Origin of the sequence: Commensalibacter nepenthis (assembly GCF_029953305.1) — a bacterium.
Taxonomy (GTDB): Bacteria; Pseudomonadota; Alphaproteobacteria; order Acetobacterales; family Acetobacteraceae; genus Commensalibacter; species Commensalibacter nepenthis.
Genome location: NZ_JASBAN010000001.1, coordinates 2136953 through 2154324, shown reverse-complemented (window position 1 = coordinate 2154324; position 17372 = coordinate 2136953). Strand labels below are relative to the sequence as shown.

14 protein-coding genes and 1 pseudogene are annotated in these 17372 nt (G+C 37.1%); 8 read left to right on the top strand and 7 right to left on the bottom strand.

All coding sequences use genetic code 11. The annotated features are described in order from the left end of the window. Positions 1–183 precede the first annotated feature (183 nt). Positions 184–324 carry a hypothetical protein gene (locus tag QJV33_RS10155; RefSeq protein ID WP_281463215.1) on the top strand — a complete coding sequence of 47 codons (141 nt, stop codon included), beginning with the start codon at positions 184–186 and terminating at the stop codon, positions 322–324. 3 nt (positions 325–327) lie between these two features. Here QJV33_RS10155 and gshB read toward each other — a convergent pair whose 3' ends face one another. The 4 genes and pseudogenes from gshB to uvrB form a co-directional block, all read right to left on the bottom strand. Beyond that, positions 328–1290, bottom strand: coding sequence for a glutathione synthase (gshB, locus tag QJV33_RS10150; protein ID WP_281463214.1), 963 nt, complete (start codon positions 1288–1290; stop codon positions 328–330). 33 nt (positions 1291–1323) lie between these two features. Continuing rightward, on the bottom strand, positions 1324–1815 hold the full coding sequence (gene greB, locus QJV33_RS10145) for a transcription elongation factor GreB (protein WP_281463213.1): 492 nt from the start codon (positions 1813–1815) through the stop codon (positions 1324–1326). A 13-nt stretch (positions 1816–1828) separates the two neighbouring features. After that, positions 1829–2716, bottom strand: a complete 888-nt coding sequence (locus tag QJV33_RS10140) for an aldose 1-epimerase (protein WP_281463212.1) — start codon at positions 2714–2716, stop codon at positions 1829–1831. A 28-nt stretch (positions 2717–2744) separates the two neighbouring features. After that, positions 2745–4856 (bottom strand): annotated as a pseudogene (gene uvrB, locus QJV33_RS10135) (excinuclease ABC subunit UvrB); the annotation flags it as partial. Positions 4857–5117: 261 nt separating this feature from the next. Here uvrB and QJV33_RS10130 point away from each other — a divergent pair. From QJV33_RS10130 to QJV33_RS10105, 6 genes are all read left to right on the top strand, one after another. After that, a complete protein-coding gene (locus QJV33_RS10130; protein WP_281463210.1) occupies positions 5118–5975 on the top strand; it encodes a hypothetical protein in 858 nt (285 codons plus the stop codon). Positions 5976–6059: 84 nt separating this feature from the next. Continuing rightward, positions 6060–7880, top strand: coding sequence for a M3 family oligoendopeptidase (locus QJV33_RS10125; protein WP_408869658.1), 1821 nt, complete (start codon positions 6060–6062; stop codon positions 7878–7880). 3 nt (positions 7881–7883) lie between these two features. Next, entirely contained in the window at positions 7884–9245 is a 1362-nt protein-coding gene (locus QJV33_RS10120; protein ID WP_281463209.1) for an ABC1 kinase family protein, read from the top strand. A 647-nt stretch (positions 9246–9892) separates the two neighbouring features. Next, on the top strand, positions 9893–10267 hold the full coding sequence (locus tag QJV33_RS10115) for a hypothetical protein (RefSeq protein WP_281463208.1): 375 nt from the start codon (positions 9893–9895) through the stop codon (positions 10265–10267). Positions 10268–10441: 174 nt separating this feature from the next. Further along, complete coding sequence (locus QJV33_RS10110) at positions 10442–10930, top strand: aldose epimerase family protein (RefSeq protein WP_281463207.1); 489 nt, start codon at positions 10442–10444, stop codon at positions 10928–10930. Positions 10931–11009: 79 nt separating this feature from the next. Continuing rightward, on the top strand, positions 11010–11492 hold the full coding sequence (locus tag QJV33_RS10105; RefSeq protein ID WP_281463206.1) for a kinase inhibitor: 483 nt from the start codon (positions 11010–11012) through the stop codon (positions 11490–11492). Positions 11493–11563: 71 nt separating this feature from the next. Here the strand turns inward: QJV33_RS10105 and betA are convergent, their stop codons facing one another. From betA to betI, 3 genes are read right to left on the bottom strand one after another with little or no spacing between them, the layout of a single operon-like run. Beyond that, complete coding sequence (gene betA, locus QJV33_RS10100; RefSeq protein WP_281463205.1) at positions 11564–13273, bottom strand: choline dehydrogenase; 1710 nt, start codon at positions 13271–13273, stop codon at positions 11564–11566. 41 nt (positions 13274–13314) lie between these two features. Then, the gene (betB, locus tag QJV33_RS10095; RefSeq protein ID WP_281463204.1) at positions 13315–14784 is read right to left on the bottom strand and encodes a betaine-aldehyde dehydrogenase; all 1470 of its coding nucleotides are present in this window, start codon (positions 14782–14784) and stop codon (positions 13315–13317) included. Beyond that, a complete protein-coding gene (betI, locus tag QJV33_RS10090; RefSeq protein WP_281463203.1) occupies positions 14777–15397 on the bottom strand; it encodes a transcriptional regulator BetI in 621 nt (206 codons plus the stop codon). Before betI ends, betB begins: the two co-directional genes overlap by 8 nt. Before the next feature lie 212 nt (positions 15398–15609). Between betI and QJV33_RS10085 the strand changes: the two genes are divergently transcribed. After that, on the top strand, positions 15610–17190 hold the full coding sequence (locus QJV33_RS10085; protein WP_281463202.1) for a BCCT family transporter: 1581 nt from the start codon (positions 15610–15612) through the stop codon (positions 17188–17190). Positions 17191–17372 lie beyond the last annotated feature (182 nt).

The following is a 17372-nucleotide window of genomic DNA, read 5'->3' as shown; positions in this document are numbered from 1 at the left end:
TCCCTTATTACACATTAATTACTATTTATTATAAAATAAATATAGAGTATAAATATAGTGCTTACAAGAACTCGAAGGAGGATAAAAGATTTTATGTGGATAACTTACTTTAATTGGTTCATAGCTTTTCTCAGTATTTTCATTTGGGTCGTTACTTATATTGTATGGCAACGCGAAAAATTTATGTCTTGGTTTGATAACAAATTTGGCAAAGATGATCCAATGCCCCCTACACCCAAACAGCAAAATAATCCTTTAAAGATAGGGGAAAAGACTGAAATTAACTTTAACAAAACATCTGCTTCTGAACCAAAACAAGAATAAGTTTTATTTTATATAAGTCTCAATAGCATTCCAAATAATGCTGGCGGAATTCATTTTATTAAATCGATCCAATTCTTGTAGACCCGTCGGTGATGTTACATTAATTTCTGTTAAATAATCACCAAGCACATCGATTCCAACAAATAATAGCCCTTGTTGTTTCAATGTTGGACCAATTAGTTGGCAAATTTCTTCATCTCTTGGGGTCAGATCAATCTTTTCCGCCACGCCTCCAACATGCATATTTGAACGCAAATCTCCTTTTTGAGGCACACGATTGATCGCACCAATAGGGTGTCCATCAACCAATATGATTCTTTTATCCCCTAAACGAACAGCAGATTCATAACGTTGGATCATCAACGGTTCACGAGAAGCAGCAAATTGCATTTCCAATAAAGAATTTAAATTCTCATCATCTTCACGAATACGAAAAACCCCTATTCCACCATTACCATATAAAGGTTTAATAATAATATCTTTATATTCCACACGGAATTCCCGGATTGCTTTGACATCACGAGTAATTAATGTTGGTGGCATAATTTCAGGCCACAATGTTGCAAATATTTTCTCGGGTGCATTTCGAACAGATGCAGGATTATTGACAACAAACACTTTGTCTTTGCCCACACCATGAATTTGCTCTAGTAAATGCGTTGCCGTAATATATCCCATATCAAAAGGAGGATCTTGGCGCATTAATAAAACGTCAAAGTCTTTTAACTCTACTGTTTTTTCTTTACCATATTGAACATGATTACCTTGCACGCGCTGAACAGTAACATTCCGTCCTCTTGCTGTAATTTTTCTTGAAACTGAATTGCTTTCTAAACTTAACGTATCAACAGAATATACGAACAACTCATATTCTTTGACTTGAGCTTCTAACATTAACGCAAACGTAGAATCTCCATTAATATTAATTGTTTCAAGCGGATCCATTTGCACAGCAATTTTTAACATGGTTTTATACTCGTTTACGTTTAAAATATTATTTTATGATGGATAAAAAATCGCAAGAATTTCAAGAAATTTTTCTCCGACAGGGCTTAGAAATTTTACTTCGTCGCCTACCTTAGCATTCATTAACGCTTTTGCGATGGGTGAAATCAAACTAATTTGCCCTTGTTCTGTAATAGCTTCATCGACCCCAACAATCGTTACAGTATATTCTTGATCGTCTTCAGTAACATAAGTCACCGTTGCACCAAAATATACTTTATTCTTTTGAGGTTGCTCTTTGGGATCAACAACGATTGCATTATCTAATCGCTTTGATAAAAAACGAACACGCCGATCAATTTCTCTTAATCGACGCTTTCCATAAATATAGTCTCCATTTTCAGAGCGATCCCCATTACCAGCCGCCCAAGAAACAATTTCAACAATCTTTGGACGTTCTTTATATAATAAAACAGTTAACTCCTCTTTCAGCCGATCAAAACCTTGAGGCGTTAAATGAGGTGGCAATTGATTTGTGGTTGTCATTGGATGCTCTTAATCAACTTCCTGAAAAAGAATATAAAATATCACCTTGCACCGTTTGCCCTGGTTTCAAAATCATCAATCCTCGATCAGAAATTTCAGGCATATTTAATGCATTATTCATATTAGTTGCGGGTTCAAGCGTAAAATAAGGTTGATTTTCAGGGTTAAATAAAACTAAATGTTGGAAAATTGGACTGCTGGTCATGGTGAGGTAAGCATTCAAATGTTTCCAACGAATAAATGCAAAATTATCCCAACCGGCATAACAATTATCAAGTTGTTCCTCTTTACTTAAAGCACGCATGTGATCAAAAGCCCACCGACCATCAATAGACATACGTCCTTCTGGCAATCCATTACTGCCATTATTCCATACTGTTTTTGCTGTAAATCCAAGCTCTACAAAACCATTACGTGGGAAATAAGGATGAAACCCAAGCCCAACAGGTTGATTACAACGATCTGTATTTTGAAATGAAATACGAACAGACAATCCCGCCACAGAAATTGTATATTTTAACTGTGCCTTATAGGCAAAAGGCCATTGTTGTTTAGAGTTTTTTGTTGGATCATGATCCAAAGATAATAGAACGCTATTTTTTGAAAAACTATCCAGTTCCCACTCTCTTTCCCAAGCATTCCCATGAATGGCATCATTCCCATTTAATGCATTTGCATCAAGTTGGTAATGACGTCCTTCAAATTCAAACTTGCCATCAGCAATCCGATTTGAATAGGGTATCAACGGATAGGCTGCAATAATTTGATTGGCATTTTGAGCCAAATGTGAATTAATCAGAGGATAAAATATAGGTATATCTTGGCATAACCAATACCCGACCGCCCCACCCAAGGCAGGATAAATACCAACACGATGATGCCCTGCTTTGATTTCTAACATTTTTATTCCTCAGCCTTTCTTAACGATTTTTAGGTTTAAGTGCTTTCAAAGAGGATTGTTTTCCTCCACTAGACACAGCCCCAATTCCTAATTCTGTTTCTTCTAGCTTTTTTATTTCATCACGTAAATATGCTGCTTCTTCAAATTCTAAATTCGCAGCCGCAGCATGCATTCTTTTTTCCAACTCTGTAACGGTTTGCTGTAAATTTTTACCAGTCAATGATACGTCTGCCAAGACTTTATCTTTGGAAATCGTGACATAATCTTGTTCATAAACAGAAGCCATCAACTCACCGATTTTCTTTTTTACTGTAAAAGGCGTAATTCCATGATCTTCATTCCATTTGGTTTGTTTTTCACGTCTTCTGGCGGTTTCATTAATTGCATAATTTAAACTATCGGTCATTTTATCCCCATAAAGCAATACGCGACCCTCTATATTTCGTGCTGCACGACCAATGGTCTGTATTAACGAAGTCTTAGAACGAAGGAATCCTTCTTTATCTGCATCTAAAATCGCAACCAATTGACATTCAGGAATATCCAAACCCTCTCGTAACAAGTTAATTCCAATTAACACATCAAAAACACCCAACCTTAAATCACGAATGATTTCAATGCGTTCTAACGTATCAATATCTGAATGCAAATAGCGAACCTTAATCCCCATTTCATTCATATAATCAGTTAACTTCTCTGCCATCTTCTTGGTCAAGGTTGTTACCAATACACGCCCACCTTGATCGATGACTTTTCTGGATTCAGATAATAAATCATCCACTTGCAGTTCAACAGGACGAACTTCTGTGATGGGATCAACCAAACCTGTAGGACGAATAACTTGCTCGACAAATATACCTTGAGCACGTTCCATTTCCCATGGACCTGGTGTTGCGCTTACAAAAATTGTTTGCGGGCGATAGGAATCCCATTCGGCAAAATTTAATGGTCTATTGTCTAAACATGAAGGCAATCGAAATCCAAAATCAGATAAAGTCTTTTTACGCGCATAATCCCCACGTTCCATCCCACCGATCTGGGGAACACTGACATGACTTTCATCTACAATTAACAAGGCATCCTCAGGCAAATACTCAAACAATGTTGGCGGAGGTTCCCCAGGATTCCGACCAGTTAAATAACGAGAGTAATTTTCAATCCCTTTACATAACCCAGTCGTTTCAATCATCTCAAGATCGAATGTCGTACGTTGTTGTAAACGTTCTGCTTCTAGCAACTTCCCTTCTGCCACAAATTGATCAAGGCGAAGTTTCAATTCTGATTTAATCGTCTTCATGGCTTGCGTAAGTGTCGGGCGTGGTGTCACAAAGTGACTGTTAGCATAAACCGTTATCGATTGTAATGAACCTGTTTTTACACCTGTGAGAGGATCAAATTCATCGATTTCTTCCACTTCATCACCGAATAAATGGACACGCCACGCACGATCTGCATTTTGCACAGGGAAAATATCAATGGTTTCCCCACGCACACGAAACGTTCCCCGTTGAAAAGCCAAATCGTTACGGCGATATTGCTGCTCAACCAATCCTTTTATTAATAAATCCCGACTAACCTCGGCACCCACTTCAATTTTGACCACCATTTTTGAATATGATTCTGGCGACCCAATACCGTAAATACAGGAAACAGATCCTACAATAATCACATCATTGCGCTCTAATAAAGCCTGTGTGGCAGAGTGACGCATACGATCAATTTGTTCGTTAATTTGGCTATCTTTTTCAATAAATGTATCAGAACGTGGGATATAGGCTTCGGGTTGGTAATAATCATAATAGCTAACAAAATATTCCACAGCATTATTGGGAAAAAATTCTTTCATTTCCCCATAAAGCTGCGCTGCCAATGTTTTATTAGGCGCTAAAATAAGGGTCGGTTTTTGTACAGCTTCAATCACTTTCGCCATCGTAAAGGTTTTACCTGAACCTGTAACCCCTAATAAAACCTGATCCCGTTCTCTGCTCATCACCCCATCAGACAAGGCTTTGATTGCTGTGGGCTGGTCTCCAGACGGTTCAAATTCAGAAACAACCTGCAACTGTTTGACTTTGGGTTTTGCAGGAATTTTTTCTGGATGAAAGATAACTTTATAGTCCGCAGCTTTTGTTTTTTTCATGAAAATAACTAAAAAAGATGAAGCACAATGCGTAAATATACTACAGGAACAATATATAACTTTATACTACAGAAACAATATCTATTATCATTACATAGTAATTAAAATTAAAAAAAACACCAGAATAATCAATCCACAATAATGCATTCTGCATTTTCATAAAAAAGCTTTATTAAGTAAATAGCAACAAATAATATTTTTATTATGAAACATTTACTATAAAATAGACTATATATTATTCACATATCTAGGATATATTCTATGAAAATACTTCATGCCTTTTCAACAGATCTTAATCAAGACATCACAGCAACCAAAGCAGATAGTTTATTCCCTGAAAAAATAAAATCTCCTCAGAATTTTGTATGTATTGATGAGGTTTGTCGAGCACCAATTACTTGTGTCAATTTAGCTAATCCAGCAGAAAAACGTAAAAGAGTACTTCACTTTAAATTATCTAGCGAATTAAGACCACATACAAAGGATTGCTGTGTTCAAAAAGATATAGATGGACAATCAAAAAAAATATCTAGAAATACAAATAATCACCATAATACTAATGAAGATAAAGAGTTTATTTTCCATATTTTACCTGATGATACAAAAAATAAACCAGAACAATACTCTAATAATAATTTAGGTAGCTCGCATTTAATTAAAGAAACATCTATTAAGAAAACATCTACTCACCAAGGTTATCTTGAAGAAGTTATCGATATTTTTCACAATAATCCCAATCAACAGATTTTAATTAAAGTTGAAAAAAAATTATTTAATATTCAAGAATTATTAACCCATATTCCAAATTTTCAAGGTGATAAACAATGGCATATTTATCATGGCAAAGGTTGGATCAATAAAAAAGAAGATAAATATTACATTAAATTTATAGAAAATGTTTTATATCATAATTTACAATACACAGCTTCTTTTTTTATTATGAAAAATTTTATACTCCAATTAACCAGTAAAAATACAATCCAAAAAAGACTAGAAAAACTATCAAATATTAGTAAACCATATCAAATATTTATTTTAACAAACAATTTTAAAGAAAATAAAAATTTTATTAACTTAGATTTCAAAGGAATGCGCTACTGTGCTTTCATTGAAATTTAACCCCAGTTACTCTTTTCTTTTTTGAATAATTTATATTAAGATAAATACTTTAACCAAAATAATTTTGTTAATTATAGGAATAGCATGTTTTCAATAGATCATTTTATCCATCATACCCAAAACCAAACTGGTTCAGGAATGTCAACTCAGGAAGATCTTCCCGCTTGGGATTTATCTGACCTTTATCCCTCCCCTGACAGTCCAGAATTAAAAAATGATCTGGAAAAAGTGCGCGAAAAAGTTGAAATCTTTGCAACCAATTGGCAAGGCAACCTTGCGAATGCTTCTGGTCAAGAAATTGCTATGGCAATTGATTTGTATCAAGAAATTAGCGAAATCTTGGGGCGTATCGGTTCCTATGCCCAATTAATTTTTGCAACAGACTCCACTGATGCCAAAAATGCACAATTTTATCAATATATTAATGAGCAAATTACCAGCATCAGCACCAAAACGCTCTTTTTTACCCTAGAGTTAAATCGTATTTCCGAAGAAGATTTACAAAATAAACTGACCAATGAAGCTTTAGTATCGTGGAAACCTTTTTTAGATACAATACGTGTATTTCGTCCTTATCAATTGAGCGATGACATTGAAAAAGTTCTCCATGAAAAGTCAGTCACAGGCAGAGCTGCTTGGAACAGACTATATGATGAAACCTTGGCTGCGATGCAAGTCACTGTGCAAAAAGAAAAAATTGGGCTTGGTGAAGCATTAAACAAGCTTTCTGCTGGTGATCGTGAGGTCAGAGAACATGCCGCCAAAGGATTAGGCGAAAGCTTTAACAGCAACCTACGTCTATTTTCACTGATTACCAATACGTTGGCAAAAGATAAACACATCACGGATGAATGGCGAAAATTCCCTCGCGTTGATTCTGAACGTAACTGTGACAATATGATCGAAGACGAGGTTGTAGATGCTTTGGTCAATGCCGTCACCCAAGACTATCAACGTCTTTCACACCGTTATTTCAAATTAAAAGCAAAATGGTTGGGACTGGATAAATTACAACACTGGGATCGAAATGCGCCTTTACCTGATGATAATGATCAGTTGATCCCATGGGAACAAGCCAAAGAAATCGTTCATACAGCTTATAATGATTTCAACCCTGAAATGGGCACTATGATCCAAGAGTTTTTAAATAAACCTTGGATTGATGCGACCTTGCGTCCAGGAAAATCCTCTGGTGCATTTGCACATCCAACAGTGCCGCAAGTTCATCCTTATATTTTGTTAAATTATCATGGACGTAATCGTGATGTGATGACTCTTGCCCACGAATTGGGACATGGTATTCATCAATTATTAGCTGCAAAACAAGGCTATATTCAATCCAATACGCCTTTGACCTTGGCTGAAACCGCCAGCGTATTTGGGGAAATGTTAACCTTTCAAAGTCTGTTGCAAAATCAAAAAACACCAGAACAACGCCGTATCATGTTAAGTCGCAAGGTCGAGGACATGTTAAATACCGTCGTTCGACAAATTGCCTTTTATCAATTTGAACGTAAAGTTCATGAAGCACGTCAAAGCAATGAGCTGTTACCCGAGCAAATTGGTCAATTCTGGATGGAAACACAACAAGCCAGCCTTGGGCCAGCATTCGAATTTACACCAGAATATGCCTCTTATTGGACCTATATCCCTCACTTTATTCATTCCCCATTTTATGTTTACGCTTATGCGTTTGGTGATTGTTTGGTTAATGCACTTTACAAAGTCTATCAAGATGGGCATGAGAATTTCCAAGAAAAATACATGGAAATGCTACAAGCTGGCGGCACTAAAAAACACAAAGAATTATTAGCCCCATTTGGCTTGGATGCTTCTGATCCTGGATTCTGGCGCAAAGGTTTAGACGTTATTTCACAATTTATCGATGAACTGGAACAGGCATAAGTCATGGAAAAAGATGATAATCTAGACAAAACTAGCCTTTTAGGTGGCATGCGCCGCATGATTAAATCCACCACAGCGGTAGGCGGTATTGCAGCGCGCTTGGCGGGTCAAAAGATGGGCATATCGGTCAATAAATCTGCACATGCCGAAGAATTGAAAAATATTCTGGGTGGACTCAAAGGACCGATGATGAAAGTGGCTCAATTATTAAGCACTATTCCCAATGTTTTGCCTGATGAATATGCCGATGAATTGGCACATTTGCAATCAAATGCTCCACCGATGGGGTGGTCTTTTGTGCGTCGGCGTATGAAAGCAGAGCTAGGTGCTAACTGGGAATCTCATTTTGCATCTTTTTCCCAAGAAGCATCGGCAGCAGCCAGTCTAGGGCAAGTTCATAAAGCCACTCTTCCCGATGGTCGCCAGGTTGCTTGTAAATTGCAATATCCAGATATGGTCAGTACTGTAGAGTCTGATTTAAAGCAACTGCGGTTGTTAATTGCATTATATCATCGTTTGGATAATGCCATCAAACAAGATGAAGTCTATAAAGAGCTTGTTACTCGCCTGCAAGAAGAGCTAGATTATAAAAGAGAAGCCGCAAATATGCGTTTATTCTCTTTGATGCTAGAAAAAAACAAACGCACCATTGTCCCAAATATGGTTGAAGACTTATCAACCAGTCGATTATTAACCATGGATTGGATCGAAGGCAAAGGGCTGCGTCAAATGATCGAAAGTGGGTTAGATCAAGCCCATCGTAATGACATTGCTCGCTCTTTATTCTGCTCTTGGTATATTCCGTTCTATCAATATGGGGTTATTCACGGTGACCCTCATATGGGGAACTTCCTGATTAACGCTGATAATCATTTATGCTTACTGGATTTTGGTTCAATCCGTATATTCAAAGGGAAATTCGTCAAAGGCGTGATCGATCTTTGCAAGGCGATTGAAACTCATGATGATGAGCTTGCACATCACGCCTATACAGCATGGGGATTCAAAGATATTTCCAAAGATACAATGGATATTCTCAACGAATGGGCTCGTTTTCTTTATGCACCACTAACACAAGACAAAGAACGATCCATTCAAGATGATAGCGATCCCGACTTGGGACGTAAAATTGCTGCAAAAGTCCATAAAGGCTTGCAACAAACTGGTGGCATTACCCCACCACGTGAATTTGTATTGGTAGACCGCTCTGCGATCGGTTTAGGAAGCTTATTTACTCGCCTTGACGCAAAATTAAACTGGCATCATTTATTCCAAGAAATGATAGCAAATTTTGATACTGATGAACTCGATAAAAATCAGGCAAAAGCAATGAAAGCTGCAAAAGTTCCCACTCCTTTAGAGTAATATTTCTTCTTTAACAACAGCCTTAACCTAAGGGACGATATTATTTACATAATACCATCCCTTTTTGTATAAAGCATGTAACCTATCAATGCCAAGCAAACAGCAAATTAAATTTGATTTAAGATATCCTTACAAAAACCGAGTGCTGAACGCATTGCTTGATCTAACCTTCAATATAGATGATTTAGAATAGGCTTAAACAATATGTTCAGTTATATTTAAAGACACATGATGATAAAAATATTATTGGTCTGGCGATTACTTGCATTGGACATCTTGCCAAGATTGATCACAAAATCGATATAAATCTAATTACCCCTATCTTTGAAAACTTACGACAAGATGCTCGATTTACGAGAAGAATAGAAGATGCCATGGATATATTGACATGTTCGTAATGATATTATGCGTTCTTGAAACCCAGCCTTTCAAGTATTTTCAAGTGAATTATGACTTCATCAGTTTATATTTACTCTTGACTTTACCGAATACATAATATTTGCATGGTTCTAATTCCAATAAAGATTATTAAGCATTTTTTTTAAAACTAAACTTGTAAAAATACCTTTATTTCATCATTTATTCTTCATAGTTTATCCATAATTATTTTAGATATTCAGTTAAATTCTTATGAAATGAGAGATCAAATGAAAAAATACACCTTACTCGCTTTATCAATGCTTTTAATTCCATCTGTTTCTTTTGCACAAGAACAAGAATCTTCACAAACCAAGACATCGACTGCCAGCCAAAGTGACGATATTGGAGGCACTAATAATGATAACCATAACCGTGGGGATCATCGTAGCTCTCGTGACGATAATGACCATAATCGTGAAGATCACAGTAGCTCTCGTGATGATAATAACCGCAGTTGTATAGATCTCCGTAACTATCATGACGACAATGATCGCAATCGTGGGGATCATCGTAGCCCTCGTGACGACAATGATCGCAATCATGGGGATCATCGTGATCAAAATAATAATGCCTCCCATCAACACAAACATCATAACGACTAATTCATAAAAAAAGCTATCCGATATAAACTTGGATAGCTTTTTAAACGGTCTTGTCGCAAATTTTTTTTCTTTAAAATTAAACTTTTAAATTGATTTAATAATAAAAAATATCGTTATAATTCAAAAAATTAACAAAATTTGTTTTTTAATATTTTTTTAAAAATTTGACATTTTTTGAAATTTGCGACATTACCATTATCTTGCAGTCATTACACGCCTGTCGATCAACATATGATCCCAACCGGTGAAATTGCTTCAGTCGCCAATACACCCATGGATTTCAGAACAGCAACTTATATTGGTAAGCATATTCGTGATAATTTTGATCAACTTTATAAAGCTATTGGATATGATCATAATTGGGTGATTGATGGTAATCCAACCAAAGCGGTACGCCCTGCTGCAAAGTTAGTGCATGAAGCAAGTGGCAGAAAACTTGATTTATTCACAACGTTGCCTGGTATGCAAGTCTATACGGGTAATGCGTTGAGAGGGAACCTCAAAGGATATTCAGGCAAAGCATATCGTCAATGTGAAGGGATTGCTTTTGAACCTCAATATTATCCAGATAGCCCCAATCATCCTAATTTTCCCTCAACAATATTAAAACCTGGTGAACTTTATGATGAAAAGACGATTTATCGTTTTTCTATTGATACATAAATTTTAACTATATTAATGATTTTATTATCATCTTTATGTTAAGCTTTCTTATTATATAGCTTATGAAAGGATGAATAAAATGTTTAAATTATGGAGCAATTCTTATAAAGAAGGCGATATAATGCCTAAGGCTCAACGCTTTAACGGTATGGGACAAGACGGTAATAATTTATCGCCTTCCTTATTTTGGGAAAACTCACCCCCAGGCACAAAAAGTTTTGTGATTACCATGTTTGATCCTGATGCTCCAACGGGTTCTGGGTGGTGGCATTGGGTTGTTGCAAATATTCCTGCAACCGTAACGCAGTTAGAAGAAGGCGCATCTTCCAAAGGAATGCCAGAGGGTGCTATTCAAGTCCGCAATGATTTTAGTTTATATGAATATGGCGGTGCAGCTCCTCCTCCAGGAGTAATGCATCGTTACATCATCACAATTCATGCGATGGATGTTGAAAAACTAGAGATTACCAAGGATGTATCCCCAGCCTATATTGGATTTAATACCCATTTTCATTCTTTGGGTTCTGCACAATTAACTTGTGTCTTTGGCACTGAAAAATAAGCTCTGAAAAAAGGCATAAAGTTATAACTTTATGCCTTTCTGATTAGTCTTATTTAGAATTCTATTTTAAATTATTCTAACATATCTTCTGTAAAGTCTCTCATTGGTTTTGTACGAACGGGTGAGCCGTTTGCTTTGTGATATTCAACAGTCGAACGAGGTAGTTTTTTTCCACGAATAGCATCAGCTATTTTTTCACCAATCATAATCGTGGTTGCGTTCAGATTTCCTGTGATAATAATTGGCATAATAGATGCATCCGCAACGCGCAGACCTTCAATCCCATGAACGCGTCCTTCGTGATCTACAACAGACATATCATCAGATCCCATTTTATTACTACCGCAAGGATGATAAGCTGTTTCAGCATGGTTTTTGACAAATTCATCAAGTTCAGCATCAGTCTTAGCCAATTTACCTGGGCTGATTTCCTTACCACGATATTCATCAAGGGCTGGCTGATGCATTATTTCACGAGTAATGCGAATACCAGCACGGAATTCTTCCCAGTCTTGTTCAGCAGACATATAGTTGAACAAGATACTTGGATGGTCATGAGGATTCAAAGAGGTAAGACGTATCCTGCCTCTTGAAGGGGAACGCATAGAACCAACATGGGCTTGAAAGCCATGCTTTTTAATCCCATTAGATCCATTATAATTAATCGCAACAGGTAAGAAATGATATTGAATATTTGGCCATTCAAATTTTTCACTTGATCGAATAAATCCACCTGCTTCAAATTGATTAGAGGCACCAACACCTTTGCCAAATAATAACCATTCGGCACCAATGGGTGGTTGATTATACCAAATTAATGCAGGATACAAGGAAACGGGTTTTGTACATTCATATTGCAGATACATTTCCAAATGGTCCTGTAGATTCTGGCCAACCCCTGGCAAAACATGGACTGGGGTAATACCGAATTCATCTAGAACGTCTTGTGGACCAACGCCGGAACGTTGCAAGATTTGTGGGGATGCAATCGCACCAGCACTTAAGATAATTTCTTTTTTAGCGTATACAACATTCATTTCTGATTTATTGCCATGAATATATTGAACGCCGATAGCACGCTTACCAGAGAATAGAATTTTATCCGTTATGGCATGAGTGATAATTTTAATATTTTTACGTTTTTTTGCCGTGTCTAAATATCCGCGCGCTGTGCTGGAACGGCGACCTTTTGGGGTAACTGTACGATCCATTGGACCGAACCCTTCTTGTTGATACCCATTTAAATCATCTGTGCGTGGGTAACCCGCTTGCACACCAGCTTCAACCATCGCATGAAATAGCTCATTGTTCCCGTTTTTGGGTGTTGTGACACTGACAGGACCGTCTCCACCATGAAAATTATTCGCGCCAATATCCCTTGTTTCGGTTTTACGGTAATAAGGCAAACAATCTGCATAGGTCCAATCAGACAGGCTTTTATCTTGTTCAGCCCAATTATCTAAATCCATGGCATTACCACGAATATAGCACATACCATTAATAAGGGATGATCCGCCCAATCCTTTACCGCGACCACATTCCATACGACGATTATTCATATGAGGTTCTGGATCGGTTAGATAGGCCCAATTATAACGACGTCCTTGCAAAGGATACGCCAATGCAGCAGGCATTTGGGTTCTGAAGTCAAAACGATAATCAGGTCCACCTGCTTCCAAAAGCAAAACAGTTGTATCGCGATCTTCTGTTAAACGTGTTGCGATTGTATTTCCCGCAGAGCCTGCGCCGATGATGATATAATCATACTCTTTAATGGTCATTAATTTTATCCTTATCTTAAATATGTAACATTATAAATGTATTAGAAAATTGAGCTGTATTTATCCATTTCTACTTGGATAGATTTTATACGGGTATAATGTTCCAAAGTTGAGATACCATTTTCTCTGCCAACCCCAGATTGTTTATAGCCACCAACGGGCATTTCAGCAGGAGATTCTCCCCATGTATTGATCCAACAAATGCCCGCTTTGATTTGATGAATGATACGGTGTGCACGGCTAATGTCTTTGCTGACTACACCAGCAGCTAAACCAAAAGGCGTATTATTTGCACGAGTAATCACTTCTTCTTCAGTAGTATAATAAAGAACGCTCATGACTGGACCAAAAATCTCATCTTTAACGATACTCATATCATCATGACAGTCGGTAAAGATTGTTGGTTGGACATATGCCCCTTTGCCAAAATCTTGCGATGTTTCGCGTGAACCACCACAAAGTAAGGTTGCGCCTTCTTGTTTGCCTTTTTCTATATAAGATAATACTTTTTCCATATGTTGGAAGCTGACAAGCGGTCCCATATTGGTTTTTTCATCCATTGGATGGCCAAGGTGAATATGTTTTACGCGTTCTAATAATTTTGCGTCAAAAGCTTGTTTCATTGAGGCAGGAACAAAAACACGAGTACCATTAGTGCAAACTTGACCTGTGCTGAAAAAGTTCGCCATCATTGCAATATTAACCGCATCATTTACATCAGCATCATCACAAATGATTAAAGGGGATTTACCTCCTAATTCCATGGTCACTTCTTTTAAAGAAGAGCTGGCAGCCAAGGACATCACTTTCTTACCTGTTGGCACAGAGCCTGTGAATGAAATTTTCTCGATAACTGGATGTGCAGACAACATTGCACCAACATCACCCAAACCTTGCACAACGTTAAAGACACCATCTGGAACACCAGCCTCGGTATATATTTCAGCAAGTTTGAGGGCTGTTAGAGGGGTGACTTCACTTGGTTTGAATATCATTGCATTGCCAGCCGCCAAAGCTGGGGCTGATTTCCAAAGCGCGATTTGAATGGGATAATTCCATGCACCAATGCCCGCAACCACACCCAAAGGCTCACGACGTGTATAAAAGAAACTGGTTTCACGTAACGGGACTTGTTCACCTTGGATTGCGGTTGCCAATCCTGCGTAATATTCTAATACATCCGCACCAGTGACAATATCAACCGTTGATGTTTCTGAATAGGCTTTACCCGTATCCAATGTTTCTAATTCAGCCAATTCATCATTACGAACACGTAGGATGTCGACAGCTTTTCTGAGAATGCGAGACCTTTCCATTGCCGTCATTGCACCCCAGACAGCTTGACCTTTTTCTGCACTTTCTACAGCCAGATTGATGTCTTCTTGTGAGGCAGATTGAATGCAACCAATGGTTTCACCATTTGCAGGATTAATCGTCTCAAATGTCGTGCCACTGGTTGCGTTAACATATTTACCATGTATATAAAGTTGATATGTTTTAATGTTATTCATGAGGATCCTCTTTTTTAATTTTATATAGTCTTATTTGCATGTCTAAATATTGATAAGCAATTTCACGAGCCTGTAAAATATCGAACTGAACATGAACACTCATCAAACTGCCTCTAAGCCATAATCCATCAATTAACGAAGCCATCCCTCGGGCAGCAATAACGGCTTGCTCAAGTGGAATGATTTGTTGAAATTGATATTTTAGATTTGAATAAAGGCGTTTTTCGTTAACACGTTGCAGCCGATGCAATTCAGGTTCATGCATACTAGAATTCCAAAATTCCAACCACACACGAATCGCTTTATTATTGACTTGGCTGATATCAAAATTCGAATCAATTATTGTTTTTATAATCTCTACAGGATGGGTTACGTTTTTTCTTTTGGCTTTGCCAATAGAATGTAGATTGCGTAACATATCCCGCATACAAGCATTAAGAAGTCCTTGTTTATTTCCAAAGTAGTGGCTCAAAATACCGGTGGATAAATCAGCCTTTTGCGCTATTTTAGCAAGGGTTGTATTCGCAACACCAACCTCATGAATAACATTAACCGTGGCATCTAAAATCTGTTTTGTTCTGATGCTTTCGGGTTCATATCTATTTTTTTTCATGATCTTTTATTCTTATCATTAATGCCTGTGACGAAAATTTGTATCGATATTTTATGAACTAAAGTAACATTGATTGAACGATCAATCAATCGCTTGAATGAAAAATAAAATTATGTATAGTATTTCCATAGCTAAAATCTTTTCTGTAAAATATATTCAAAGCCCATCAACCGTATGGGCTTTGGTATTTTCGGATCATTTCGGAGACAATAATGCCTCATGACTTAGTAAACAGGGATAAAACGGGTCTTAATTTACTTGTATTTTTAGGATCGGCTGTTTCGATTACTCTTTTTGGAATAGCTTTTGTTTTATTTCCAGATGTGTGTGCCAATATTTTACAATGGTCACAAAGACAAGCAAACCATTTTTTTGGATGGTATTATATCTTGGTTGTGATTTCCTGCCTTGGTTTTGTAATTTGGCTAGGTTTTTCTAAATTTGGCAGTGTTCCTTTGGGAAAAGATGATGATCGACCCGAGTTTGGATATTTGGCTTGGACTTCGATGTTATTTTCAGCAGGGATTGGTATTGCGCTGTTATATTACGGCACAGCTGAACCCCTAGACCATTTTTTACGTCCTCCCGAAGGGGCTGCAGGCACACGCGATGCAGCTCGTCAGGCAATGGTTTATACGTTTTTGCATTGGGGCGTGCATGGTTGGGCTTTATATGCGCTTGTAGGTATTACCATAGGATATTTTGGGTTCCGATTAGATTTTCCATTGGCTTTAAGATCTGCATTATATCCAATTTTTGGAAATAGAATATATGGATTAATTGGCGATTTGGTTGATGGATTTGGGATATTAGCAACAGTGACCTCACTGGTAACAAATCTTGGTATTGGTGCATTGGTTATATTGTCAGGAATACATTTCGTGTTCCCGCAAATTGTAAATAATCATTTTAACCTCGTCGTGGTTGTTATGGCGATGATGATGGTTGCCACAATTACCGCGGTTGTCAGGATCGATAAAGGGCTAGCTATTTTATCGAACATCAATATTCGTATGTTATGTATATTACTACTATTTGTGTTTTTTACTGGACCGACAACGCATTTGATTAATGCACTGGTGCAGAATGTTGGGGATTATTTAAGTCAATTTGTCAAACAAAGTTTTAATTTATATACTTACAACAATAAAGCATCAGAATGGCTTGCCGACTGGACAATATTTTATTGGGCTTGGTGGATTGCTTGGGCACCTTTCGTAGGGTTATTTATTGCACGTATTTCAAAAGGAAGAACAATCCGAGAAGTGACCTTGGGGGTTTGCTTAATCCCTTTGGGCTTCACATTGGCATGGTTATCAATTTTCGGAAATTCTGCAATTGAACTTGTATTTCAACAAGGTCAATCAGGGTTGGGGCAACTAGCATTAACAGACCAAGCATTATCCTTGTTTAAATTCTTGGAATTTTTACCATTAAATCCTTATGTTGCATTTATTGTTATTGTCATGTGCTTTATTTTATTCCTAAGCCCTGTGGGTTCTGGCACGATGATGGTTGCAAATCTATCTACCAAAGGAAAAACAAATGACGAGGATTCGCCTATTTGGTTAAGAATATTCTGGTCAATTGTAATTACAATTGTCAGTATCAGCCTTTTATTGGCAGGCAGCTTTGGTGCAATGCAAAATGGTGTTGTTTTATGTGGTTTACCATTCTCGGCAATTCTTTTGCTTTATATTTATGGTCTTGCTACTGCATTAAAACGTGATCCTTTATTTACTAATCACAGCACAAATAGTAAACCAGATGAAAAAGAGGAGCTTAAAGAGTAATTATTGCCCTTTAGATATTACAATATAGTATTACTAAAGTGAATTATGATGGGATTTAATAATGATTAATATTATTGAATCCCATCATAATTCAAAGATTAGATACAGTATATTTATGTATGAGTTATTGAATGATATTGCAGGAGAATGAATAATTTATCCTACAACCAATATAACATTTA